This window comes from Escherichia sp. MOD1-EC6475 (genome assembly GCF_003046645.1).
GTDB lineage: Bacteria > Pseudomonadota > Gammaproteobacteria > Enterobacterales > Enterobacteriaceae > Escherichia > Escherichia ruysiae.
The window spans coordinates 47,981-71,510 of sequence record NZ_PZKQ01000027.1 but is presented as its reverse complement, the minus strand read 5'-3'; the positions used below and the strand labels follow the sequence as shown (position 1 = coordinate 71,510).

Sequence of the window (23,530 nt, the reverse complement as noted above, 5' to 3'; positions counted from 1 at the left end):
AGGAATTCTCATTAATTGAGTAAAACTCACTGTTTTAATGTTTTATTTGTCTATAAAATCAGAAACAATTATTGACATCATTTTATCAGGACTGAATTTATATAAACTATCATAATCCATTGGTTTAACAGATGAGTTAATAAAATACTCTAACGTATCCCAATCATCATGACCTATTATAAAGAAGCGAGACTCACTATAGATTTCTGAACCAAGTATATTTATATTATTAGTAATTAATTTTTTATTGAAAAATAATGCTTCGAGTATCCGAAGAGTCCAGCCAGATTGGTTTTCTTTAGTTATATCAACAATTATATTAGAACTTAATGTTCTTCTAATATTTTCTTCATAGGGTATTTGTTTTTCAATCAAATACTTTGAAGTCGGAGAGGATGTCTTATCTTTCACAACATTAAAATCAAGCTTACATCCTAGCTTTGTTAATCTATCAGCTAATTCATTAATTATTTGAAGGCGCCCTTTATCACGACCAAGGAAAAAACATATTGGCTGGTTGTTATTTTTGTCAGATAAACTATATCTTGTGATTTCCTCCATCCCTATAGGAAAAAATTGTTCTATTGCTTTGGTCTTTTCATTCCCTATAAATCTATGCTCAAAATCATAGATAATATCAAAATGATTAGCGTTATCAAGAATAAAATCTTCGCTAACAGTATTTCTTAGCAGCAAAACTTTATGACAATTAATATTTTTTAATATTTGTTTGTTAATGCCTTTATTAATCACACTGTCATTAAAGATAATTATATCATCCTTTTTTACAGTATTAAGGTTATGTTTGATGAATAATCGCCCCAACCATGCATTATCCACCCCTAACTTCGAAATTTTCTTATTAAGCCAGTTGTATTTTTTTGGAGTTGTTATGTTTTTTATCTTATACTTTCTTTTCAAGTACTGGATCATTTTTAATTCATAATCTGCAACCCAGTTTATAAAATAAATAGTCATAATGAAGTTAGTTCCAGTACATACTGATAAATATCTTTATAAACCTTTGCGTTGAGTTCGCTCTTTAATACGCTCGGCCTTAACACTTGCCATGTTCAATAAATTACGTTCAAGAGATAATATTTTGCGTAAAGGCATCCCAAAATAAACCTTCATAAATCGCCATATATCTCTTTGCGTCAGGCCAATATTCATCGATGAAAAATATAGACCAATCAAATCTTTATCCCGCCAACGACGTGGTACTTTTGCCCGTATCTGCGCACGATGCAGGTCTATTACCGAAATTTTTAATTCATCTTCCCGGCCAGTGAACGGTAAATGAAGCAAAAAGTGGCAGATATAACAATCACGGTGATTTATTCCTGCTGCGTGCATTTTACGCACCATGGTTGCCACTCGTGTAATCAGCATACGCTTAACACGTATATCAGGAGGATTAATTGCCCAATCTGCACAATAATCTTCAAGGCTAATCGTAGGAGTGAGATCTTCGGTAATAATAAATGATGTGCGGGTTAATGGATTTAACCCTTTTTCACCAAACCCTATACCGTGCATCGTATCAACACCGACATCATGCAGTCGATGAATAGCGTGCCACTCTCTGTCTGCGCCTAAAACGGGCATACGCAATGAGAGCAGGTTTTTTATAATTTCTTTTAAGGTCGTACCTTTGTGCCATTTAAGGAAATAGCTTTTCCCAGCCAGTTCAAAACGTAATGTTCGACGTGTCTCGAGTTCGCGAAAGACTTCGCCATTCAGTTTTTTAACTTCTGTAAAAGCATCTTTACCACGCCAAAGTGTGGCAAGCGGCTCTTTTAATTCAACCATCTAAACCACCTGTAATGATATCTGCGGCTTTCTCTGGCAGGCTGTACAAATCCTGAGTATCGGCATAATGGCGAGCATTCTCCGCCCAGGCCATTCGTAACGAATGCTGTGTTAACGCTTTGCGTAAGATCGCATTTAATTCTTCCTGACGGAATGGTTCCGCGATAACTGCTCCACAATTAGCATCTGCAATATAATGCGCGTATCCACATACTGCGGTGGTCAAAACAGGTAATCCAGCGGTGATCGCCTCAAGGAGAACAATACCTGCAGCTTCCTGGTAAGCGGGATGCAGTAAGAGATCTGCCGCAGCCATTAATTCAGACACGTCATTCCTCCCGGAAAAGAAATGCACGTTGCTACGTACCCCAAGTTTTTCTGCCAGCACTTCAAATTTGCGTGGTTTATCCTGACCAACGACAAACAAAAGCGTATTGTGGCGTAATGATTCCGGTAACGATGCCAAAGCCTTAATTGAGCGATCCACACCTTTACGACCGAAATCTGACCCAACCTGTAGCAATAAATTTTGTTGTTCGGTTATGCCATTTTTCTGACGATATATTTCACGACTGTTTGGGATTTGCTCGCTGTATTTCCTGTCCGGATAGATGCCGGGGGGAAGAATTTGAAAACGTTCTGGTTCAGTCTGGTAATGCTTCTGGAAATCGGCGATTTGCTTATCGGTCAGCATCATGAGTTTCGTCGATTTACCATGTTCGAAAGTCGCTCGCTCAAATGCAGCATAATGGCGATAGCGTGATGTTAAACGATAGAAAAATCCCTTTTCTTGCGCCACTTTCTCGGCATAACAGACATCGGCGGCAAAATAGACATCCAGCCCAGGCATCTTATTAAACCCAACGACACGATCAGCAGGATGTACCTTCAGATGGTTTTGAACCCAGGCATAATATTCTGCATTACGTCCATGGTTAGTATGGGATTTAACCGGTACGCGAATAAGCTCAAATGCTTCCGGACAATCGCCTTCCCACGACTGTGTATATACACGAACATGGTGGCCCCGTGCGGCAACTGTTGACGCAATACGCATAAAGTCCCGCTGTAGACCACCAAATGGAAAATATTTATATAAACAAAACGCCACGATCATAATTATGCATTCCTGTTAGCTGAAGGAGCATCTTCTGGCAACAGCTTTTCCGTAGCGGCAATGACATCTTCCGCTGGAATAACAGAAAGATATTTTTTGTTGCGGTCAAGTTCGTGCCGGGTAGGCATTTGTTGATAATTACCCGCCCAGAATTGAATAATATTATCGGTCCATGGACGCCAGAATACATGATCAGTGGCTCCAAATAGGCTAATAACTGGCGTCTTCACCGCCGCCGCAATATGCCCTGGCGCAGAATCCACACCAATAAAGAGTACGGCATGATCAATTAACGCACCCAGTTCAGGAAACCGTGTTTTACCTGCAAGGCCAGTGATAGGTTTTGTTTGGCAGCCTTGCGCTATTTCATCTACACAGGCGAGATCATCTGCCGAAGGCCCACAGGTCAGCACAACCTGATAACCGCGCCGTTGCAAAGCATCGATAACCATAGAAAATTTATCGTTATCCCAGCACTTAAATATCTGACGAGCTGTCGGTTGGATGACGACATAATGATCTTTCACGCCCAGAGCATCTAATTCCTGCCGCATTTTCTTCCAGCAATCCTCGGCGTAACTCATTGTTGTGTCGGTGTAGAAATCGGTAATACCTAATGGCTCAAGGACCGATAAATTACGCTCAACAATATGTGTACCGTGTATTGGCGCTAAGTGTGTAAAGCTTTTTTTCCAAATACTATGCTGCCGATGACCATAAAGTTGCGATATTTTCATACGTGCAGGTAAACAACGTACCAGCAGTGCTACCATCCATTGATCCGTAAGATTAATGACCAGGTCATAATTATTCGCACGCAGAGTTTTTATCAACGAAAGCACATTTTTAATTTTATCGAATGTTCCCGCACCTTTATTGCTTATACCGTAGAGTGCATTAATTTCTGGGTTTTCAGATAAAATCGGAATTGTATCCTGGTAAAGCAGCATATCGATTTTTGCAGCGGGATAATTCTGCTTGAGTGTACTGATTACAGGAGTAGTTAATAACATATCTCCGTGATATCGCATCTTTATGACCAGGATATTTCGAAATGGCTTTTCCACTAGCGACTCTTTTGTATGATTGTCTGGTTAAGTTAAGCAGAAAAAAAGCACGCTACCGCCCCAGGCTCAACAGCTACCTGAATACTGATAACGCACTTACTTTGGCGTGCTAGTGTATCATTTCTTTCGCAGCAATCCGACCCGAATGTTTTTTATACACAAAATAGTTTTTAATCATAAAAATCATACAGATAAAAAACAATATACAGATAATTCTGGTACGAACGATGCCTATATAGAGTTGCAAATTGGGTCGGGTTTCAATGAATCGCATAAAAATACAAAAAAACTGAAGATGTCGCGGCAGATCAGACCAAACAGAAGCTATTTAAGTCAAAAACGGGAAAAGTAATGGTAAAGCCCCAGCTAAATACATAGAATCCCCAGCACATCCATAAGTCAGCTATTTATTATGCTCGAATTGCTTTACACCGCCCTTCTCTACCTTATTCAGCCGTTGATCTGGATACGGCTCTGGGTGCGCGGACGTAAGGCTCCGGCCTATCGAAAACGCTGGGGTGAACGTTACGGTTTTTACCGCCATCCGCTGAAACCAGGCGGCATTATGCTGCACTCCGTCTCCGTCGGTGAAACCCTGGCGGCGATCCCGTTGGTGCGCGCGCTGCGTCATCGCTACCCTGATTTGCCGATTACTGTTACGACCATGACGCCAACCGGTTCGGAGCGCGTACAATCGGCGTTTGGGAAGGATGTTCAACACGTTTATCTGCCTTACGATCTGCCCGATGCGCTTAACCGTTTCCTTAATAAAGTCGACCCTAAACTGGTGTTGATTATGGAAACCGAGCTATGGCCTAACCTGATTGCGGCGCTACATAAACGTAAAATTCCGCTGGTTATCGCCAACGCGCGACTTTCTGCTCGCTCTGCGGCAGGTTATGCAAAACTGGGCAAATTCGTTCGTCGCTTACTGCGTCGTATTACGCTGATTGCCGCCCAAAATGAAGAAGATGGCGCGCGTTTTGTGGCGCTGGGCGCAAAAAACAATCAGGTTACCGTTACCGGTAGCCTGAAATTCGATATATCTGTAACACCACAACTGGCTGCTAAAGCAGTAACGCTGCGCCGCCAGTGGGCACCGCATCGCCCGGTATGGATTGCCACCAGTACTCATGATGGTGAAGAAAGCGTGGTGATTGCCGCGCATCAGGCGCTGTTAAAGCAGTTCCCGAATTTATTGCTCATTCTTGTTCCACGCCATCCGGAACGCTTCCCGGATGCGATTAACCTGGTCCGCCAGGCTGGACTAAGCTATATCACACGCTCTTCCGGAGAAATCCCTTCCGCCAGTACACAAGTGGTAGTTGGCGATACGATGGGCGAGTTGATGTTGCTGTATGGCATTGCCGATCTCGCTTTTGTTGGCGGTTCATTGGTCGAACGCGGTGGGCATAATCCGCTGGAAGCCGCTGCACACGCCATTCCGGTACTGATGGGGCCACATACCTTTAACTTTAAAGACATTTGCGCACGGCTGGAGCAGGCAAGCGGGCTGATTACCGTCACTGATGCCGCGTCGCTGGAAAAAGAGATTTCCTCTTTACTCACCGACGCCGATTACCGTAGTTTTTATGGCCGTCATGCCGTTGAAGTGCTGTATCAAAACCAGGGCGCGCTGCAGCGTCTGCTTCAACTGCTGGAACCTTACCTGCCACCGAAAACTCATTGAGGTTGTTATGCAAAAACGGGCGATTTATCCGGGTACTTTCGATCCCATTACTAATGGTCATATCGATATCATGACGCGCGCCACGCAGATGTTCGATCACGTTATTCTGGCGATTGCCGCCAGCCCCAGTAAAAAACCGATGTTTACCCTGGAAGAGCGTGTGGCGCTGGCACAGCAGGCAACCGCGCATCTGGGGAACGTGGAAGTGGTTGGGTTTAGTGATTTGATGGCGAACTTCGCCCGTAATCAACACGCTACGGTGCTGATTCGTGGCCTGCGTGCGGTGGCGGATTTTGAATATGAAATGCAGCTGGCGCATATGAATCGCCACTTAATGCCGGAACTGGAAAGTGTGTTTCTGATGCCGTCGAAAGAGTGGTCGTTTATCTCTTCATCGTTGGTGAAAGAGGTGGCGCGCCATCAGGGCGATGTCACCCATTTCCTGCCGGAGAATGTCCATCAGGCGCTGATGGCGAAGTTAGCGTAGCGTTTATGCCGGATGGTATGCCATCCGGCGCGCATAAATTACTTCTGGCACTGCCGACAATAAAACGTAGCCCGCTGCGCATGTTTAGTCGCCACAATCGGCGTACCGCACACCCGACACGGCTCACCTTTTCGCCCGTAAACCTGCAATTCCTGAGCGAAATAGCCCGGTTTACCGTCACTTTGCAGAAAATCTTTCAGAGTTGTACCACCCTGCTCAATCGAACGCAGCAACACCGCTTTAATCACCCGAGCTAACAATTCGCACTCCGCCAACGACAGTGATGACGCCAACCGATCCGGATGGATCCCCGCCGCAAACAGTGATTCGCTGGCATAGATATTCCCCACGCCCACCACCAGCTTGTTATCCATCAGCCAGGGCTTAATCGCCGTTTTTTTCTTCGCGCACTTCTGATGCAGGTACTCACCGTTGAAATCGTCGCTAAGCGGCTCAGGCCCAAGATGAGCCAGCACATTGTGCCCCTCCAGCTCTTTGGTCCACAGCCAGGCACCAAAGCGGCGCGGATCGGTATAGCGCAGCACTTTGCCGTTGCTCATCACCAAATCAACATGGTCATGCTTTTCAGGGGGAAGTTCTTCTGGAAGGATACGCAGGCTGCCAGACATACCCAGATGAATGATAATCCAGCCCTCTGGCAGCTCCAGCAGCAGATATTTAGCCCGGCGCTGCACGCTAAGCACTGGTTGGTCGCTTAAACGGTAGATTTCTTCCGAAACCGGCCAGCGCAAGCGTCCGTTGCGCACCACCGCATGAAGAATAGTCGCACCAACGAGATGCGGTTCTATTCCGCGACGGCTGGTTTCAACTTCTGGTAATTCAGGCATAGCATCTCCGGGAATGAACAGATGCAGTCAATATGGGGGCAAACAGATAACAAAAAACCCCGCCGGAGCGAGGTTTTTCGTTACATTAAAGCGAGAATTATTTAATTTTCGCTTCTTTGTAGATCACGTGCTGGCGAACAACTGGATCGAATTTCTTCAGTTCCAGTTTTTCCGGCTTAGTACGTTTGTTCTTCGTAGTGGTATAGAAGTGACCAGTACCAGCAGAAGAAACCAGCTTGATTTTCTCACGAATACCTTTAGCCATGATTTATTTCCTCTAAGTACTTAGTACTTTTCGCCACGGGCACGCAGTTCAGCCAGAACTGTATCGATGCCTTTTTTATCGATTACACGCATACCTTTAGCAGATACGCGCAGGGTGACAAAACGCTTCTCGCTCTCAACCCAGAAACGGTGAGAGTGCAGGTTCGGCAGGAAACGGCGTTTAGTCGCGTTCAGTGCGTGGGAACGGTTGTTACCGGTCACCGGACGCTTGCCAGTAACTTGGCAGACTCGGGACATGTCTATTCTCCAAAAATCAAATTAGCTCGAGCTTCGTATGGGGTATTGGCGCCTCGTCAGGCTTTACAGCCCGGTCATCGCAGTTCTATGTGAACTCTCGATTGCCAGGCCCAAATGCCAAACCCGAGATTCTCAAAGGTGGCGTAGTATACGCTGACTCGGCGATGTGCTCAAGTCCCGAACAGACAAAGATCCCGAAGGATCGCGCATAGCGGGTTAAATCCAGCCGCGTTCGGCAAAAGAAACATATTCTCCACGCCCAATCACGATATGGTCGAGCACGCGTAATTCCATGAACTGACAACTTTTTATTATCCGTTCGGTGATGAGTTTATCCGCTTTACTGGGTTCAGCACAACCCGAAGGGTGATTATGGGCAAGGATCAGTGCCGACGCGTTTATTTTTATCGCTTCGCGAACAATCTCACGCGGATGGACTTCTACATGGTTTAGTGTGCCGGAGAACAATCTGCTGTGGGTAAGTACCCTGTGTTGTGAGTCGAGAAAGATCACCATAAAGATCTCACGCTCCTCGCCCGTAAGCTGGCTTTGTAAAAATTCCCTCGTCATCTCTGGGCTGAGTAACGGGCTTTCTTCGCGCATCCTCACGTTGTAGTAACGTCGCGCCAGTTCGGCAATTCCCTTTAACTGGGCGAATTTCGCCACACCAATTCCATGAACGCCACTAAATTGTTCGTATTCGGAGGATAACAATCCGTAAAGAGAACCGAAATTCTCCAGCATCTCTTTCGCCAGGGTTAACACATCTTTACCGCGCGTTCCTGTACGCAGAAATAGCGCCAGCAGTTCAACATCCGTTAACGAGCTAATGCCCAACTTCAGCATTTTTTCGCGTGGCATCAACAATTCTGCATTGCTTTTCACCTTCACCTCCTTTGTGGAGAGCGCATCCTGTCATGGTCGACCGATTAAATCGACGGTCAGTTTTCAGTACTGGAAAGCGCCTCGCAAAGTGATTCTCAGGTGAAAGCACGACAACAAAAGTATTGTGATAAAATCGCCAACTTCTGGTGTCACCCAACAGGAAAAATCATCATGAGTCTGGCCGGTAAAAAAATCGTTCTCGGCGTCAGCGGCGGTATTGCTGCCTATAAAACCCCTGAACTGGTGCGTCGTTTGCGCGATCGCGGGGCCGACGTCCGTGTGGTAATGACCGAAGCGGCAAAAGCCTTTATCACTCCACTTAGTTTGCAGGCGGTTTCTGGGTATCCCGTTTCCGACAGTCTGTTGGATCCGGCAGCCGAAGCGGCAATGGGCCACATTGAGTTGGGGAAATGGGCTGATTTAGTGATTCTTGCCCCAGCCACGGCAGATTTGATTGCCCGTGTTGCTGCCGGTATGGCGAATGATTTGGTATCGACGATTTGCCTTGCGACTCCTGCACCTGTTGCCGTGCTGCCAGCGATGAACCAGCAGATGTATCGTGCTGCTGCCACCCAGCATAATTTAGAGGTGCTTGCCTCGCGCGGTTTGCTGATCTGGGGGCCAGATAGCGGCAGCCAGGCCTGTGGTGATGTCGGCCCAGGGCGAATGCTCGATCCGTTAACCATTGTTGATATGGCGGTCGCCCATTTTTCGCCCGTCAACGACCTGAAACATCTGAACATTATGATTACCGCAGGCCCGACGCGTGAACCACTCGATCCGGTGCGTTACATCTCCAATCACAGCTCCGGCAAGATGGGGTTCGCCATTGCCGCAGCCGCTGCACGTCGTGGAGCAAACGTCACGCTGATTTCTGGCCCGGTTTCGCTACCGACTCCACCGTTTGTTAAACGTGTTGATGTGGTAACCGCACTGGAGATGGAAGCCGCCGTGAAAGCATCCGTGCAACAGCAAAATATATTTATCGGTTGTGCTGCCGTCGCGGATTACCGCGCAGCCACCGTTGCCAGCGAAAAAATCAAAAAGCAGGCTACGCCGGGTGATGAATTAACAATAAAAATGGTTAAAAACCCCGATATTGTCGCCGGTGTTGCCGCATTAAAAGACCATAGGCCTTATGTTGTTGGATTTGCCGCCGAAACAAATAATGTGGAAGAATACGCCCGGCAAAAACGTATCCGCAAAAACCTTGATCTGATCTGCGCTAACGATGTTTCCAGAAAAAATCAGGGATTTAATAGCGACAAAAACGCATTACACCTTTTCTGGCAGGATGGCGATAAAATCTTACCGCTTGAGCGAAAAGAGCTCCTTGGCCAATTATTACTCGACGAGATTGTGACCCGTTATGATGAAGAAAATCGACGTTAAGATTCTGGACCCGCGCGTTGGGAAGGAATTTCCACTCCCGACTTATGCCACTTCTGGTTCTGCCGGACTTGACCTGCGCGCCTGTCTCGACGACGCCGTAGAACTGGCACCGGGCGACACTACACTAGTGCCGACCGGACTGGCGATTCATATTGCCGACCCTTCACTGGCGGCGATGATGCTGCCGCGCTCCGGGCTGGGCCATAAGCACGGTATCGTGCTCGGTAACCTGGTGGGATTGATCGATTCCGACTATCAGGGTCAGCTGATGATCTCCGTGTGGAACCGTGGTCAGGACAGTTTCACCATTCAACCTGGCGAACGTATCGCGCAGATGATTTTTGTTCCGGTGGTACAGGCCGATTTTAATCTGGTGGAAGATTTTGACGCCACCGACCGGGGTGAAGGCGGTTTTGGTCACTCTGGTCGTCAGTAACGCATACGCATCCAAATAACGTCATAACATCGCCGCAAACATTTCGTTTGCGGTCATAGCGTGGGTGCCGCCTGGCAAGTGCTTATTTTCAGGGGTATTTTGTAACATGGCAGAAAAACAAACTGCGAAAAGGAACCGTCGCGAAGAAATACTTCAGTCTCTGGCGTTGATGTTAGAATCCAGCGATGGAAGCCAGCGTATCACGACGGCGAAACTGGCCGCCTCTGTCGGCGTTTCCGAAGCGGCTCTGTATCGCCACTTCCCCAGTAAAACCCGCATGTTCGATAGCCTGATTGAGTTTATCGAAGATAGCCTGATTACTCGTATTAACCTGATTCTCAAAGATGAAAAGGACACTACCGCGCGCCTGCGCCTGATTGTGTTGCTGCTTCTCGGTTTCGGCGAACGTAATCCAGGCCTGACCCGTATCCTCACTGGCCATGCGCTAATGTTCGAACAGGATCGTCTGCAAGGACGCATCAACCAACTGTTCGAGCGTATTGAAGCACAGCTGCGTCAGGTATTGCGTGAAAAGAGAATGCGTGAGGGTGAAGGTTACACCACCGATGAAACGTTGCTGGCAAGCCAACTTCTGGCGTTCTGCGAAGGTATGCTGTCTCGTTTTGTCCGCAGCGAGTTTAAATACCGCCCGACGGATGACTTTGACGCCCGCTGGCCGCTGATTGCCGCGCAGTTGCAGTAATATGACGCCGGATGACTTACCATCCGGCGTTTCTTATCAAACCCCGTACTCTTCGCGATAAGCCTTAACCGCCGCCAGATGTTCCGCCATTTCCGGCTTCTCTTCGAGGTAAGCAATAAGATCTTTCAGAGTGATGATAGAAATCACTTTGCAGTTGTAATCACGCTCAACTTCCTGAATCGCGGAAATCTCACCGCGACCACGTTCCTGACGATCGAGTGAAATCAACACGCCAGCAAGCGTCGCGCCATTGGCCTGAATAATTTCCATCGACTCACGAATCGCCGTCCCGGCGGTGATCACATCATCCACCAGCATTACGCGTCCTTGTAATGCGCTACCGACCAGATTGCCGCCCTCGCCGTGGTCTTTTGCTTCTTTGCGGTTAAAGCAGTATGGCAGGTCAAGGTCATGATGCTCCGCCAGCGCCACAGCGGTAGTGGTGGCAATCGGAATCCCTTTGTAAGCAGGGCCAAACAGCAGATCAAACTCAATGCCAGAATCCACCAACGCTTCAGCGTAAAAACGGCCTAACAGTGCCAGGTCGCGCCCGGTATTAAACAGCCCGGCGTTGAAGAAATAGGGGCTTTTGCGCCCGGATTTCAGCGTAAACTCGCCAAACTTTAATACCTGTTTGCTAAGCGCAAATTCAATAAACTGGCGCTGATATGGTTTCATGCCTTCGCTCCTCATCTTACTTTTCTACAGACAAAAAAAAGGCGACTCATCAGTCGCCTTAAAAATCAGTTTGCCAGCGCCGCCTTCTGCGTCGCTACAATGGATTCGATTCCCCCTCGGGCCAACGCCAACAAGGTGAGGAGTTCTTCGTGAGTGAACGGCTCGCCTTCCGCCGTGCCCTGAACCTCAATGATGCGCCCATCTTCGGTCATCACCACGTTCATATCCGTTTCTGCGGCAGAGTCTTCGACGTATTCCAGATCGCAAATCGCTTCGCCGTTAACGATACCCACCGAAACCGCTGCCACCATGCCTTTCATCGGGTTGGTTTTCAGTTTGCCATTCTCAACCAGCTTATTCAGTGCATCTGCCAGCGCCACGCAGGCACCGGTGATTGAAGCAGTGCGCGTGCCACCATCGGCCTGAAGTACGTCGCAATCCAGCGTAATGGTGAACTCACCTAACGCTTTCAAATCAACCGCCGCACGCAATGCACGGGCAATCAGACGCTGGATTTCCATCGTGCGTCCGCCCTGCTTACCTTTCGCCGCTTCACGGGCGTTACGAGTGTGGGTAGAGCGCGGCAGCATACCGTATTCTGCGGTGATCCAGCCTTGCCCCTGCCCTTTCAGGAAGCGCGGCACACCTTCTTCAATAGAGGCGGTACACAACACTTTGGTATCGCCAAATTCGACCAGCACCGAGCCTTCTGCATGTTTTGTATAGTTACGAGTCAGGGTAACGGGACGCACCTGATTATTGCTACGGCCTGCTGGACGCATATTGAAATCTCCGGCTTGAAACAAATGTGGCTGCGCATTATACGGACTTCCGGCGGTTATTCCTATCCTGACAAGGCATCGATGGCTATAATCCTTCCACCTCTCCTTTTATAAACAGGAACGTCTATGATCCGCAGTATGACCGCCTACGCCCGGCGTGAAATCAAGGGTGAATGGGGGAGCGCAACCTGGGAAATGCGCTCGGTAAACCAGCGTTATCTGGAAACTTACTTTCGTCTGCCGGAGCAGTTCCGTAGCCTGGAACCTGTCGTTCGCGAGCGTATTCGTTCTCGCCTGACGCGCGGTAAAGTGGAATGTACCCTGCGCTATGAGCCAGATGTCAGCGCGCAAGGTGAGCTGATCCTCAACGAAAAACTGGCTAAACAGCTGGTAACTGCTGCGAATTGGGTAAAGATGCAGAGCGACGAAGGGGAAATCAACCCCGTTGATATCCTGCGCTGGCCGGGCGTAATGGCAGCCCAGGAACAGGATCTCGACGCTATTGCCGCTGAAATTCTTGCTGCTCTTGATGGTACTCTGGACGACTTTATCGTCGCGCGCGAAACCGAAGGTCAGGCGCTGAAAGCGTTGATCGAGCAGCGTCTGGAAGGCGTCACCGCCGAAGTGGCTAAAGTGCGCGCCCATATGCCGGAAATCCTGCAATGGCAGCGTGAACGTCTGGTCGCGAAGCTGGAAGATGCTCAGGTTCAGCTGGAGAACAATCGTCTGGAGCAAGAGCTGGTGCTGCTGGCGCAACGAATTGATGTTGCTGAAGAGCTGGATCGCCTCGAAGCGCATGTCAAAGAGACCTACAACATTCTCAAGAAAAAAGAAGCCGTTGGTCGTCGTCTGGACTTTATGATGCAGGAGTTCAACCGAGAATCGAACACTCTTGCTTCGAAGTCTATCAATGCCGAAGTGACGAACTCCGCGATTGAGTTGAAGGTGTTGATTGAGCAGATGCGCGAACAGATTCAGAATATCGAGTAAGCGGCATCGCATTGTAGGCCATTGTTAATTTCAGCGGCTCTACGTACATCTACCCAAAAAACGTCAAAAACCCCATACTTTTTCTAATGCATTTTTCTTAACACAACATCAGAAAAATGCATTAGCTTTGCAGAAAGTACCAATTTCACATAACTATAAATTATCAATCCAAACTCACCTTAAAAAATCTCAATCGTGACAATGTGCACAAATCGCTACCCTGCCAGACAGATTTTTAGGGAGAGAACCATGCTTTTACACATTTTGTATTTGGTTGGTATTACCGCCGAAGCCATGACGGGGGCGCTGGCGGCTGGGCGACGCCGAATGGATACATTTGGCGTAATTATCATTGCGACCGCCACCGCAATCGGTGGTGGCTCAGTGCGGGATATTCTTTTGGGCCACTATCCGCTCGGTTGGGTCAAGCATCCGGAATATGTGATTATTGTCGCCACAGCCGCCGTACTGACCACTATTGTTGCCCCGGTGATGCCTTATCTGCGCAAAGTCTTTCTGGTGCTTGATGCGCTCGGGCTGGTAGTTTTTTCTATTATTGGTGCACAAGTCGCGCTGGATATGGGGCACGGTCCGATCATTGCCGTTGTCGCGGCGGTGACGACCGGTGTGTTTGGCGGCGTTTTGCGCGATATGTTCTGTAAACGCATCCCGCTGGTCTTTCAGAAAGAGCTGTATGCTGGGGTTTCATTTGCCTCCGCCGTACTCTATATCGCGTTGCAACACTACGTCTCTAACCATGATGTGGTGATTATTTCCACTCTGGTGTTTGGCTTTTTCGCTCGCTTGCTGGCGCTGCGTCTTAAGCTGGGTTTACCCGTCTTTTACTACAGCCACGAAGGTCACTAAGGTACAAAACCTGTGATCTGCTGGGCAGCCAGCCAGTTGCCCAGCATCTTGATTTGCCCATTATCTTTCCATTCAATAAGTTGGCTGGCACGACGAGATCCTGTCTCTGGCAGTTGCCGCCAATGCTGTTCGCTTCTCTGCAAAACTTGCTCCCAGGTGCTGGAATCGCTGGCGTTAAGCGCCGCCTGGGTTAAGGGTATTCCCATTGCCATCACCCAGCGGGTAAAAGGCTGCTTACGTGCCAGATTAAACTGATGCCATAACTGCTCGCTTTTGCTTTTCGCTATCCCCGGCGTGTTCCGTAATTGCTCTGGCGTTAACTGAAGCCATGAAAAGATATGCTCAAAACGATGAGTCTGATGCAGCGCACGCCAGCCAGCTTCACCAATGCCGTCCAGACCCAAAACCTGTTTTGACCCCAGCCAGACTAGCCGTGAAACGAATTGCTCCTGACAAACATCAGAAGCAAAGTAGCAGGTCAACGAATTAAAGCGGTTTTCTGGCGGCATTGGTTTAGTACGTTCCGTTCCGCGCCAGACCACATCATCAATGCGTGGAATACCCTGACCGGCGAGACTGACGAGAATTTGATCGCCAGGCGCAATATCCCATTCCTGCCAGCGCCTGACGGAACCAATATTCACCCGCTGAACTTTTTTATCATCCAGCATGACAGGCGCGAGTGACGCCACCACCGATATTTTGCCGCTCTTACCCACCGCAAACTGAATCGCATTCACTTCGGCAACCTGTGCCACGGGTTGATATTTCCACGCCACCAACCAGTTCGCCTGACCCGGTAGCCAATGGATGGATTCGGGTTCTTTCGCCGCTCGCACAACGACACCATCGGTAACAAAGGGTAACGCTGTTTTCCACCACTCATTACGTATCCGCTCAACCTCATCAGCATTTTTTACTGCGCGAGTGTACGCCTGCGTCAGGCTAAACCCTGCGGCTGCAAGCTGTTGCAATCGCTCGGTCATTAACTGCGGTCCATCCGGCCACGCCCAGATAAACACGCCAAGTGAATTTTGCGCGTCAGTATTGTTCTGCCGCATCATCATGCCCGCGACTTTCGAGCGCGCATTCATTCCCCCCATTTGTTGTTGGATATGCCCCTCACGCTGGAGAAATATTTCGCCCTGCAGCGTACTGTTGGCTAAAGGTCCGCTGACGGATTGTGGTACAGAAGGAATCGAACGTACTTTCTGCGTCCAGTCTTCGCCTTTCAGACCATTACCACGACTGATCGCTTTAATCAGTTTTCCCTCACGGTAGACCAGAGTTACCGCAACACCATCAACTTTTGGTTGCACCCAAAGATCGCTGCGTTCACGCATCCACAGGCTTAACGCATTTTTATCCGCCATTTTGCGTACGCCCGTATGTGCAACCGGATGGATAACCGTGCCGTTTAAAAGCGGCATCATGGCGTCACGATGCGTCTCTTCACCAAAACAACGTTGCCACTGCGTAAGACGGGCACTTATCTGATCGTAAACACTGTCTTCCACGTCACTTTTCCCTAATTTCCAGTAATCATCGTCCCACTGTTTTATTTGTTGTTGCAGGCGGGAAATTTCTTCATGCGCTCTGGCGGGCGACCAGGCTGGGCAGACGGCCTGCGCCGATGATTGCCAGCACAAAATCCCCATTAACACCGCTATCCATACTTTCATCATCACCTCCGCTGTAGTCAGGCGGGCAGGTATACAACGTAGTGAATGTAAATCCGAGTGGCAAAAACGAAGTGTGCGAGGACGCTTCCAGAGAATCGTTCTGATTGCAGTGAATCACTGGCAAATGCGGAAGCAGCTACGCAAAACGCAACAACTTTGCGCAAAAAGTGTGAGCAAGGGCTACGTCACATGGCCGCGCCGTGTATAATAAGCTCGTATGTAGGTTTTATTTCGCTAATCACATACGAAAGATACTCATGGCTCAAGGCACGCTTTATATTGTTTCTGCCCCCAGTGGCGCGGGTAAATCCAGCCTGATTCAGGCTTTATTAAAAACCCAACCGTTGTATGACACCCAGGTTTCTGTTTCACACACCACACGCCAACCGCGTCCTGGTGAAGTCCACGGTGAACATTATTTCTTTGTTAATCATGATGAATTTAAAGAAATGATTAGCAGAGATGCGTTCCTCGAACACGCAGAAGTTTTTGGTAATTACTATGGCACTTCGCGTGAGGCCATTGAGCAAGTCCTGGCGACCGGTGTCGATGTTTTTCTCGATATCGACTGGCAGGGTGCGCAGCAAATTCGCCAGAAGATGCCGCACGCGCGGAGTATCTTTATTTTACCGCCGTCCAAAATTGAACTGGACCGCCGTCTACGCGGTCGCGGTCAGGACAGCGAAGAGGTCATTGCAAAGCGTATGGCGCAAGCAGTTGCAGAAATGAGCCATTACGCCGAATATGATTATTTGATTGTGAATGATGATTTTGACACCGCACTGGGTGATCTGAAGACCATTATTCGCGCCGAACGCTTGCGCATGAGTCGCCAAAAGCAACGTCATGACGCTTTAATCAGCAAATTGTTGGCAGACTGAACCTTCTTTCAGTATCATGCCCAGTCATTTCTTCACCTGTGGAGCTTTTTAAGTATGGCACGCGTAACTGTTCAGGACGCTGTAGAGAAAATTGGTAACCGTTTTGACCTGGTACTGGTCGCCGCGCGTCGCGCTCGTCAGATGCAGGTAGGCGGAAAGGATCCGCTAGTACCGGAAGAAAACGATAAAACCACAGTAATCGCGCTGCGCGAAATCGAAGAAGGTCTGATCAACAACCAGATCCTTGATGTTCGCGAACGCCAGGAACAGCAAGAGCAGGAAGCCGCTGAAATTCAAGCCGTTACCGCTATTGCTGAAGGTCGTCGTTAATCACAAAGCGGGTCGCCCTTGTATCTGTTTGAAAGCCTGAATCAACTGATTCAAAACTACCTGCCAGAAGACCAAATTAAGCGTCTGCGGCAGGCGTATCTCGTTGCACGTGATGCTCACGAGGGGCAAACACGTTCAAGCGGTGAACCCTATATCACGCACCCGGTAGCGGTTGCCTGCATTCTGGCCGAGATGAAACTCGACTATGAAACGCTGATGGCTGCCCTGCTGCATGACGTGATTGAAGATACTCCCGCCACCTACCAGGACATGGAACAGCTTTTTGGCAAAAGCGTCGCCGAGCTGGTAGAGGGGGTGTCGAAACTTGATAAACTCAAGTTTCGCGATAAGAAAGAGGCGCAGGCCGAAAACTTTCGCAAGATGATTATGGCGATGGTGCAGGATATCCGCGTTATCCTCATCAAACTCGCAGACCGTACCCATAACATGCGCACGCTGGGCTCACTTCGCCCAGACAAACGTCGCCGCATCGCCCGCGAAACTCTCGAAATTTACAGCCCGCTGGCACACCGTTTAGGTATCCACCACATTAAAACCGAACTCGAAGAGTTGGGTTTTGAGGCGCTGTATCCCAACCGTTACCGCGTAATTAAAGAAGTGGTGAAAGCCGCGCGCGGCAACCGTAAAGAGATGATCCAAAAAATCCTCTCTGAAATCGAAGGACGTTTGCAGGAAGCGGGAATACCGTGTCGCGTCAGTGGTCGCGAGAAACATCTTTATTCGATTTACTGCAAAATGGTGCTCAAAGAGCAGCGTTTTCACTCAATCATGGATATCTACGCCTTCCGCGTGATCGTCAATGATTCCGATACCTGTTATCGCGTGCTCGGTCAGATGCACAGCCTGTATAAGCCGCGTCCAGGTCGCGTGAAAGACTACATCGCCATTCCAAAAGCGAACGGTTATCAGTCTTTGCACACCTCAATGATTGGCCCCCACGGCGTTCCGGTTGAAGTCCAGATCCGTACCGAAGATATGGATCAAATGGCGGAGATGGGTGTTGCCGCACACTGGGCTTATAAAGAGCACGGCGAGACCAGCACCACTGCGCAAATCCGCGCCCAGCGTTGGATGCAGAGCCTGCTGGAGCTTCAGCAGAGCGCCGGTAGCTCATTTGAATTTATCGAGAGCGTTAAATCCGATCTCTTCCCGGATGAGATTTACGTTTTCACACCGGAAGGACGCATTGTCGAACTGCCTGCCGGTGCCACGCCTGTTGACTTCGCGTACGCGGTGCATACCGATATCGGTCATGCCTGCGTGGGTGCGCGAGTTGATCGTCAGCCTTACCCGCTGTCGCAGCCACTCTCCAGCGGACAAACCGTTGAAATCATTACCGCACCGGGCGCTCGCCCGAATGCCGCCTGGCTGAACTTTGTCGTCAGCTCGAAAGCACGCGCCAAAATTCGCCAGTTGCTGAAAAACCTCAAGCGTGATGATTCCGTCAGCCTGGGTCGTCGCCTGCTCAACCACGCGTTGGGTGGCAGCCGTAAGCTGAATGAAATCCCGCAGGAAAATATTCAGCGCGAACTGGATCGCATGAAACTAGCGACGCTTGACGATTTGCTGGCAGAAATCGGTCTTGGCAATGCAATGAGCGTAGTGGTAGCGAAGAATCTCCAGCAGGGAGACGGTTCCATTCCACCAGCAACCCAAAGCCACGGGCATCTGCCGATTAAAGGCGCTGATGGCGTGTTAATCACTTTTGCGAAATGCTGCCGCCCTATTCCCGGCGACCCGATCATCGCCCATGTTAGCCCCGGTAAAGGTCTGGTGATCCACCATGAGTCCTGCCGTAACATCCGTGGCTACCAGAAAGAGCCAGAGAAGTTTATGGCTGTGGAATGGGATAAAGAGACGGCGCAGGAGTTCATTACTGAAATCAAGGTGGAAATGTTCAACCATCAGGGTGCGCTGGCAAACCTGACAGCGGCGATCAACACCACCAATTCCAATATTCAAAGTTTGAATACGGAAGAGAAAGATGGTCGCGTCTACAGTGCCTTTATTCGCCTGACCGCCCGGGATCGCGTACATCTGGCAAATATCATGCGCAAAATCCGTGTGATGCCAGACGTGATTAAAGTCACCCGAAACAGAAATTAATGTTTTATGAACCCAACACGTTATGCACGCATCTGTGAAATGCTCGCCAGGCGGCAGCCTGATCTGACCGTCTGCATGGAACAGGTTCACAAACCCCATAACGTTTCTGCGATCATTCGTACCGCAGATGCCGTTGGCGTACATGAAGTTCATGCCGTCTGGCCTGGCAGCCGGATGCGCACTATGGCCTCGGCTGCGGCTGGCAGCAACAGTTGGGTACAGGTGAAAACGCACCGCACCATTGGCGATGCTGTCGCCCATCTGAAAGGCCAGGGAATGCAGATTCTGGCTACACATCTTTCTGATAACGCCGTCGATTTCCGCGAAATTGATTACACCCGCCCGACCTGTATTTTGATGGGTCAGGAGAAAACGGGCATCACGCAGGAAGCGTTAGCACTGGCGGATCAGGACATCATCATTCCGATGATCGGCATGGTGCAGTCGCTGAACGTCTCCGTCGCATCAGCACTCATTCTTTACGAAGCCCAGCGTCAGCGGCAAAACGCTGGCATGTATCTGCGTGAAAACAGCATGTTACCGGAAGCAGAACAACAACGCCTGCTGTTTGAAGGCGGCTATCCGGTATTGGCGAAAGTCGCAAAACGCAAAGGTCTGCCCTACCCCCACGTCAATCAGCAAGGTGAAATTGAAGCCGATGCTAACTGGTGGGCCACCATGCAGGCTGCAGGGTAAGCGCCATGAAAGGTCGCCTGTTAGATGCTGTCCCGCTCAGTTCCCTAACGGGCGTTGGCGCGGCGCAAAGTAACAAGCTGGCGAAAATCAACCTGCATACCGTGCAGGACTTACTGTTACACCTTCCTCTGCGCTACGAAGATCGCACCCATCTCTACCCCATCGGTGAGCTACTGCCGGGCGTTTATGCCACGGTGGAAGGCGAAGTGCTGAACTGCAATATCTCCTTCGGCGGTCGGCGGATGATGACCTGCCAGATTAGCGACGGTTCCGGCATTCTCACCATGCGCTTTTTCAATTTCAGCGCGGCGATGAAAAATAGCCTGGCGACGGGCCGCCGCGTGCTGGCCTACGGCGAAGCAAAGCGCGGCAAATATGGCGCGGAGATGATCCATCCGGAATATCGCGTACAGGGTGATCTCAGTACCCCGGAGCTACAGGAAACGCTTACGCCGGTTTACCCAACGACTGAAGGCGTTAAACAGACAACGCTGCGTAAATTAACCGACCAGGCGCTGGAGCTGCTCGACACCTGCGCTATTGAAGAACTGTTGCCGCCGGAACTGTCACAAGGGATGATGACGCTGCCGGAAGCCTTGAGAACGCTGCATCGCCCGCCGCCGACACTGCAACTCAGCGATCTGGAAAGCGGGCAGCATCCGGCACAACGTCGTCTGATTCTGGAAGAACTACTGGCGCACAACCTCAGTATGCTGGCGTTACGCGCTGGAGCCCAACGTTTTCATGCCCAACCGCTTAGCGCCAATGACTCGCTGAAAAATAAACTCCTTGCCGCCTTACCGTTCAAACCAACGGGCGCTCAGGCACGTGTGGTAGCGGAGATCGAGCGCGATATGGCGCTGGATGTTCCCATGATGCGTCTGGTACAAGGCGATGTAGGTTCCGGTAAAACGCTGGTTGCTGCCCTCGCCGCGCTGCGTGCAATTGCTCACGGGAAACAGGTGGCGCTGATGGCACCAACCGAGTTGCTCGCCGAACAGCACGCCAATAACTTTCGCAACTGGTTTGAGCCGCTGGGTATTGAAGTGGGCTGGCTGGCTGGCAAGCAGAAAGGTAAAGCGCGACTGGCGCAGCAGGAAGCCATCGCCAACGGTCAGGTGCAGATGATTGTCGGCACTCACGCCATCTTCCAGGAGCAGGTACAGTTTAACGGTCTGGCGCTGGTGATCATCGACGAACAGCATCGTTTCGGTGTGCATCAGCGTCTGGCATTGTGGGAAAAAGGCCAGCAGCAAGGGGTCCATCCGCATCAGTTGATCATGACCGCGACGCCGATCCCCCGCACGCTGGCAATGACCGCCTATGCCGATCTCGATACCTCGGTCATTGATGAACTGCCGCCAGGGCGTACACCAGTGACTACCGTTGCTATCCCGGATACACGCCGTAACGACATCATTGACCGCGTGCGTCACGCCTGCATGACTGAAGGACGTCAGGCTTACTGGGTTTGTACGTTGATTGAAGAGTCAGAGTTACTGGAAGCGCAGGCAGCAGAAGCCACGTGGGAAGAGTTGAAACTGGCACTACCAGAGTTGAATGTTGGCCTGGTACATGGGCGTATGAAACCTGCCGAGAAACAGGCGGTGATGGCGTCGTTTAAACAAGGCGAGTTACACCTGTTGGTTGCCACTACCGTCATTGAAGTCGGCGTTGATGTGCCTAACGCCAGCCTGATGATTATCGAAAACCCGGAGCGCCTGGGTCTGGCGCAGTTACACCAGCTTCGCGGGCGCGTGGGACGTGGCGCGGTGGCTTCTCACTGCGTGCTGCTCTACAAAACGCCGCTCTCCAAAACGGCGCAAATTCGCCTGCAAGTGCTGCGTGACAGCAGCGACGGGTTTGTGATTGCACAAAAAGATTTGGAGATTCGCGGTCCTGGTGAACTGTTAGGTACGCGTCAGACGGGTAATGCCGAATTTAAAGTGGCAGATTTATTGCGCGATCAGGCCATGATCCCAGAAGTTCAGCGCCTGGCACGGCATATTCACGAACGTTATCCGCAGCAGGCAAAAGCCCTGATAGAACGCTGGATGCCGGAGACGGAACGCTACTCGAACGCATAAAGACGGCGGAGAGAAGACCGCCGTTTCAGATTGATTACCTTCCTGCCGGATGCGGCGTGAGCGCCTTATCCGGCCTACAAAAAACTCACAAAATCAATAAATTGAGAATCATTACGCAGGCCAGATAAGCGAAGCGTATCTGGCATTTGTCTTTGTTGCGGCGGCACGCATACCGCCGCTTCATCGGTTACCCCGCAAAAATCGGCAACATCAAATACAGCTTAATCACCAGGGCGTTAACGATATCGATAAAGAACGCACCGACCATCGGCACCACCAGGAAGGCCATGTGCGACGGGCCAAAGCGTTCGGTAATCGCCTGCATGTTGGCGATTGCCGTTGGCGTTGCACCAAGGCCAAAACCACAGTGACCCGCAGCCAGCACCGCCGCATCGTAGTTTTTGCCCATCATGCGCCAGGTGACAAAGATAGCGTACAACGCCATGAAGATAGTCTGTGCGACCAGAATCGCCAGCATCGGCAGCGCCAGCGAAGCCAGCTCCCACAGCTTCAGCCCCATCAACGCCATCGCCAGGAACAACGACAGGCTTACGTTACCCAGAACCGATACCGCACGCTCAAAGACACGGTAAAAGCCCATCATGGACAAACCGTTGCTCAGAATCACGCCCACAAAAAGCACGCAAACGAAGGTTGGCAATTCAAAAGCGGTGCCAGCCAAAAGTTGCGCAACAATTTTCCCCACCGTCAGACAGATAGCAATCAGCGCGATGGTTTCAATTAGTACCAGCGAAGTGATCATGCGCCCCACGTCCGGCTTTTCAAATGCGGTGGGGACTTCCTGGTCATCCGGAATACCGTTCGGCGTGGTGGAGTGCTTCACCAGATACCGCGCCACCGGCCCCCCAATCAAGCCGCCCAGCACCAGACCAAAAGTTGCACAGGCCATCGCCACTTCCGTCGCGTTGGTGAAGCCATAACGTTCAATGAACAATTTACTCCACGCAGCTCCCGTACCGTGTCCGCCAGAAAGCGTAATAGAACCGGCCAGCAGCCCCATCAGCGGATCAAGCCCTAACAGGCTTGCCATCCCAATGCCGATAGCATTTTGCATCACCAACAGGCCAACAACCACGATGAGGAAAATCCCCACCACACGCCCACCGGCACGCAGGCTGGCAATATTGGCATTCAGACCAATGGTTGCGAAGAATGCCAGCATCAACGGATCGCGCAGGGACATATCAAAATTGACTTCCCAGCCCATACTTTTTTTCAGCACCAGCAGCGCCAGTGCCACCAGCAACCCTCCGGCAACTGGTTCAGGTATGGTGTATTTCTTCAGAAAGGAGACGGAATGGACCAACTTGCGCCCGAGCAGCAACGTCAGCGTTGCAGCAACAAGCGTTGCTAAAGTATCGAGATGAAACATAGTTACTCCTTTGTGTCCGCACCACTCTTTCACACTCGTCATACTTCATCGCGCATGT

The 23,530-nt window shown here is 50.1% G+C and carries 24 protein-coding genes; 12 read left to right on the top strand and 12 right to left on the bottom strand.

What is annotated here, in order from left to right; translation table 11 throughout:
* Positions 1 to 42 precede the first annotated feature (42 nt).
* Genes waaS through rfaQ form a run of 4 tightly spaced genes read right to left on the bottom strand, consistent with a single transcriptional unit; the run spans position 43 to position 3,996 of the window.
* Entirely contained in the window at positions 43 to 978 is a 936-nt protein-coding gene (gene waaS, locus A7589_RS09750; RefSeq protein WP_108188819.1) for an LPS core biosynthesis protein WaaS, read from the bottom strand.
* A gap of 36 nt (positions 979 to 1,014) precedes the next feature.
* Positions 1,015 to 1,812: a lipopolysaccharide core heptose(I) kinase RfaP gene (gene rfaP, locus A7589_RS09745; RefSeq protein ID WP_000229843.1), complete on the bottom strand. Its 798-nt coding sequence runs from the start codon at positions 1,810 to 1,812 to the stop codon at positions 1,015 to 1,017.
* Complete coding sequence (gene rfaG / locus A7589_RS09740) at positions 1,805 to 2,929, bottom strand: lipopolysaccharide glucosyltransferase I (RefSeq protein ID WP_000634280.1); 1,125 nt, start codon at positions 2,927 to 2,929, stop codon at positions 1,805 to 1,807. The genes rfaP and rfaG overlap by 8 nt, the downstream gene beginning before the upstream one ends.
* Before the next feature lie 2 nt (positions 2,930 to 2,931).
* Positions 2,932 to 3,996 carry a lipopolysaccharide core heptosyltransferase RfaQ gene (rfaQ, locus tag A7589_RS09735; RefSeq protein WP_010351059.1) on the bottom strand — a complete coding sequence of 355 codons (1,065 nt, stop codon included), beginning with the start codon at positions 3,994 to 3,996 and terminating at the stop codon, positions 2,932 to 2,934.
* A 412-nt stretch (positions 3,997 to 4,408) separates the two neighbouring features.
* On the opposite strand from rfaQ, the gene waaA reads away from it, so the two are divergent.
* Both waaA and coaD read left to right on the top strand, forming a co-directional pair.
* Positions 4,409 to 5,686: a lipid IV(A) 3-deoxy-D-manno-octulosonic acid transferase gene (gene waaA / locus A7589_RS09730; protein ID WP_000891555.1), complete on the top strand. Its 1,278-nt coding sequence runs from the start codon at positions 4,409 to 4,411 to the stop codon at positions 5,684 to 5,686.
* 7 nt (positions 5,687 to 5,693) lie between these two features.
* Positions 5,694 to 6,173 (top strand): pantetheine-phosphate adenylyltransferase, encoded by a 480-nt coding sequence (gene coaD, locus A7589_RS09725; protein WP_001171853.1) that lies wholly within the window; start codon positions 5,694 to 5,696, stop codon positions 6,171 to 6,173.
* A 38-nt stretch (positions 6,174 to 6,211) separates the two neighbouring features.
* On the opposite strand, the gene mutM is transcribed toward coaD, so the two are convergent.
* The 4 genes from mutM to radC all read right to left on the bottom strand — a co-directional run bounded on the left by mutM (position 6,212) and on the right by radC (position 8,428).
* On the bottom strand, positions 6,212 to 7,021 hold the full coding sequence (gene mutM / locus A7589_RS09720) for a bifunctional DNA-formamidopyrimidine glycosylase/DNA-(apurinic or apyrimidinic site) lyase (RefSeq protein WP_001114533.1): 810 nt from the start codon (positions 7,019 to 7,021) through the stop codon (positions 6,212 to 6,214).
* A 97-nt stretch (positions 7,022 to 7,118) separates the two neighbouring features.
* Positions 7,119 to 7,286, bottom strand: coding sequence for a 50S ribosomal protein L33 (gene rpmG, locus A7589_RS09715; protein WP_001051798.1), 168 nt, complete (start codon positions 7,284 to 7,286; stop codon positions 7,119 to 7,121).
* A gap of 20 nt (positions 7,287 to 7,306) precedes the next feature.
* Entirely contained in the window at positions 7,307 to 7,543 is a 237-nt protein-coding gene (rpmB, locus tag A7589_RS09710; protein ID WP_000091955.1) for a 50S ribosomal protein L28, read from the bottom strand.
* A gap of 216 nt (positions 7,544 to 7,759) precedes the next feature.
* Positions 7,760 to 8,428 (bottom strand): RadC family protein, encoded by a 669-nt coding sequence (radC, locus tag A7589_RS09705; RefSeq protein ID WP_010356042.1) that lies wholly within the window; start codon positions 8,426 to 8,428, stop codon positions 7,760 to 7,762.
* A gap of 171 nt (positions 8,429 to 8,599) precedes the next feature.
* Here radC and coaBC point away from each other — a divergent pair, with 171 nt between their 5' ends.
* The 3 genes from coaBC (at position 8,600) to slmA (ending at position 10,959) form a co-directional block, all read left to right on the top strand.
* Positions 8,600 to 9,820 (top strand): bifunctional phosphopantothenoylcysteine decarboxylase/phosphopantothenate--cysteine ligase CoaBC, encoded by a 1,221-nt coding sequence (gene coaBC / locus A7589_RS09700; RefSeq protein ID WP_000050165.1) that lies wholly within the window; start codon positions 8,600 to 8,602, stop codon positions 9,818 to 9,820.
* On the top strand, positions 9,798 to 10,256 hold the full coding sequence (dut, locus tag A7589_RS09695; RefSeq protein WP_000976068.1) for a dUTP diphosphatase: 459 nt from the start codon (positions 9,798 to 9,800) through the stop codon (positions 10,254 to 10,256). The genes coaBC and dut overlap by 23 nt, the downstream gene beginning before the upstream one ends.
* Positions 10,257 to 10,362: 106 nt before the next feature.
* The gene (gene slmA / locus A7589_RS09690; protein ID WP_000818603.1) at positions 10,363 to 10,959 is read left to right on the top strand and encodes a nucleoid occlusion factor SlmA; all 597 of its coding nucleotides are present in this window, start codon (positions 10,363 to 10,365) and stop codon (positions 10,957 to 10,959) included.
* A gap of 36 nt (positions 10,960 to 10,995) precedes the next feature.
* On the opposite strand, the gene pyrE is transcribed toward slmA, so the two are convergent.
* Together pyrE and rph are read right to left on the bottom strand one after the other, a co-directional pair.
* Complete coding sequence (pyrE, locus tag A7589_RS09685; protein WP_000806178.1) at positions 10,996 to 11,637, bottom strand: orotate phosphoribosyltransferase; 642 nt, start codon at positions 11,635 to 11,637, stop codon at positions 10,996 to 10,998.
* Positions 11,638 to 11,702: 65 nt separating this feature from the next.
* Positions 11,703 to 12,419 carry a ribonuclease PH gene (gene rph, locus A7589_RS09680; protein ID WP_001247086.1) on the bottom strand — a complete coding sequence of 239 codons (717 nt, stop codon included), beginning with the start codon at positions 12,417 to 12,419 and terminating at the stop codon, positions 11,703 to 11,705.
* 126 nt (positions 12,420 to 12,545) lie between these two features.
* Here rph and A7589_RS09670 point away from each other — a divergent pair, with 126 nt between their 5' ends.
* The gene (locus tag A7589_RS09670; RefSeq protein ID WP_000621334.1) at positions 12,546 to 13,409 is read left to right on the top strand and encodes a YicC/YloC family endoribonuclease; all 864 of its coding nucleotides are present in this window, start codon (positions 12,546 to 12,548) and stop codon (positions 13,407 to 13,409) included.
* A gap of 249 nt (positions 13,410 to 13,658) precedes the next feature.
* Positions 13,659 to 14,276 (top strand): trimeric intracellular cation channel family protein, encoded by a 618-nt coding sequence (locus A7589_RS09665; protein WP_000924289.1) that lies wholly within the window; start codon positions 13,659 to 13,661, stop codon positions 14,274 to 14,276.
* Here the strand turns inward: A7589_RS09665 and ligB are convergent.
* Positions 14,273 to 15,958 (bottom strand): NAD-dependent DNA ligase LigB, encoded by a 1,686-nt coding sequence (gene ligB, locus A7589_RS09660; RefSeq protein ID WP_010356047.1) that lies wholly within the window; start codon positions 15,956 to 15,958, stop codon positions 14,273 to 14,275. The two genes, A7589_RS09665 and ligB, sit on opposite strands and share 4 nt — an antisense overlap.
* A gap of 257 nt (positions 15,959 to 16,215) precedes the next feature.
* On the opposite strand from ligB, the gene gmk reads away from it, so the two are divergent.
* The 5 genes from gmk to recG are packed head-to-tail and all read left to right on the top strand — an operon-like array spanning position 16,216 to position 22,079.
* A complete protein-coding gene (gmk, locus tag A7589_RS09645) occupies positions 16,216 to 16,839 on the top strand; it encodes a guanylate kinase (protein ID WP_010356049.1) in 624 nt (207 codons plus the stop codon).
* Positions 16,840 to 16,893: 54 nt separating this feature from the next.
* Positions 16,894 to 17,169, top strand: a complete 276-nt coding sequence (rpoZ, locus tag A7589_RS09640) for a DNA-directed RNA polymerase subunit omega (protein WP_000135057.1) — start codon at positions 16,894 to 16,896, stop codon at positions 17,167 to 17,169.
* Between the two features lie 18 nt (positions 17,170 to 17,187).
* A complete protein-coding gene (gene spoT / locus A7589_RS09635) occupies positions 17,188 to 19,296 on the top strand; it encodes a bifunctional GTP diphosphokinase/guanosine-3',5'-bis pyrophosphate 3'-pyrophosphohydrolase (protein WP_000280472.1) in 2,109 nt (702 codons plus the stop codon).
* 6 nt (positions 19,297 to 19,302) lie between these two features.
* On the top strand, positions 19,303 to 19,992 hold the full coding sequence (gene trmH / locus A7589_RS09630) for a tRNA (guanosine(18)-2'-O)-methyltransferase TrmH (RefSeq protein WP_001070180.1): 690 nt from the start codon (positions 19,303 to 19,305) through the stop codon (positions 19,990 to 19,992).
* A 5-nt stretch (positions 19,993 to 19,997) separates the two neighbouring features.
* Positions 19,998 to 22,079: an ATP-dependent DNA helicase RecG gene (gene recG / locus A7589_RS09625; RefSeq protein WP_000678476.1), complete on the top strand. Its 2,082-nt coding sequence runs from the start codon at positions 19,998 to 20,000 to the stop codon at positions 22,077 to 22,079.
* A gap of 187 nt (positions 22,080 to 22,266) precedes the next feature.
* Here the strand turns inward: recG and gltS are convergent, their stop codons facing one another.
* Positions 22,267 to 23,472: a sodium/glutamate symporter gene (gene gltS, locus A7589_RS09620; protein ID WP_000468835.1), complete on the bottom strand. Its 1,206-nt coding sequence runs from the start codon at positions 23,470 to 23,472 to the stop codon at positions 22,267 to 22,269.
* Positions 23,473 to 23,530: the final 58 nt, after the last annotated feature.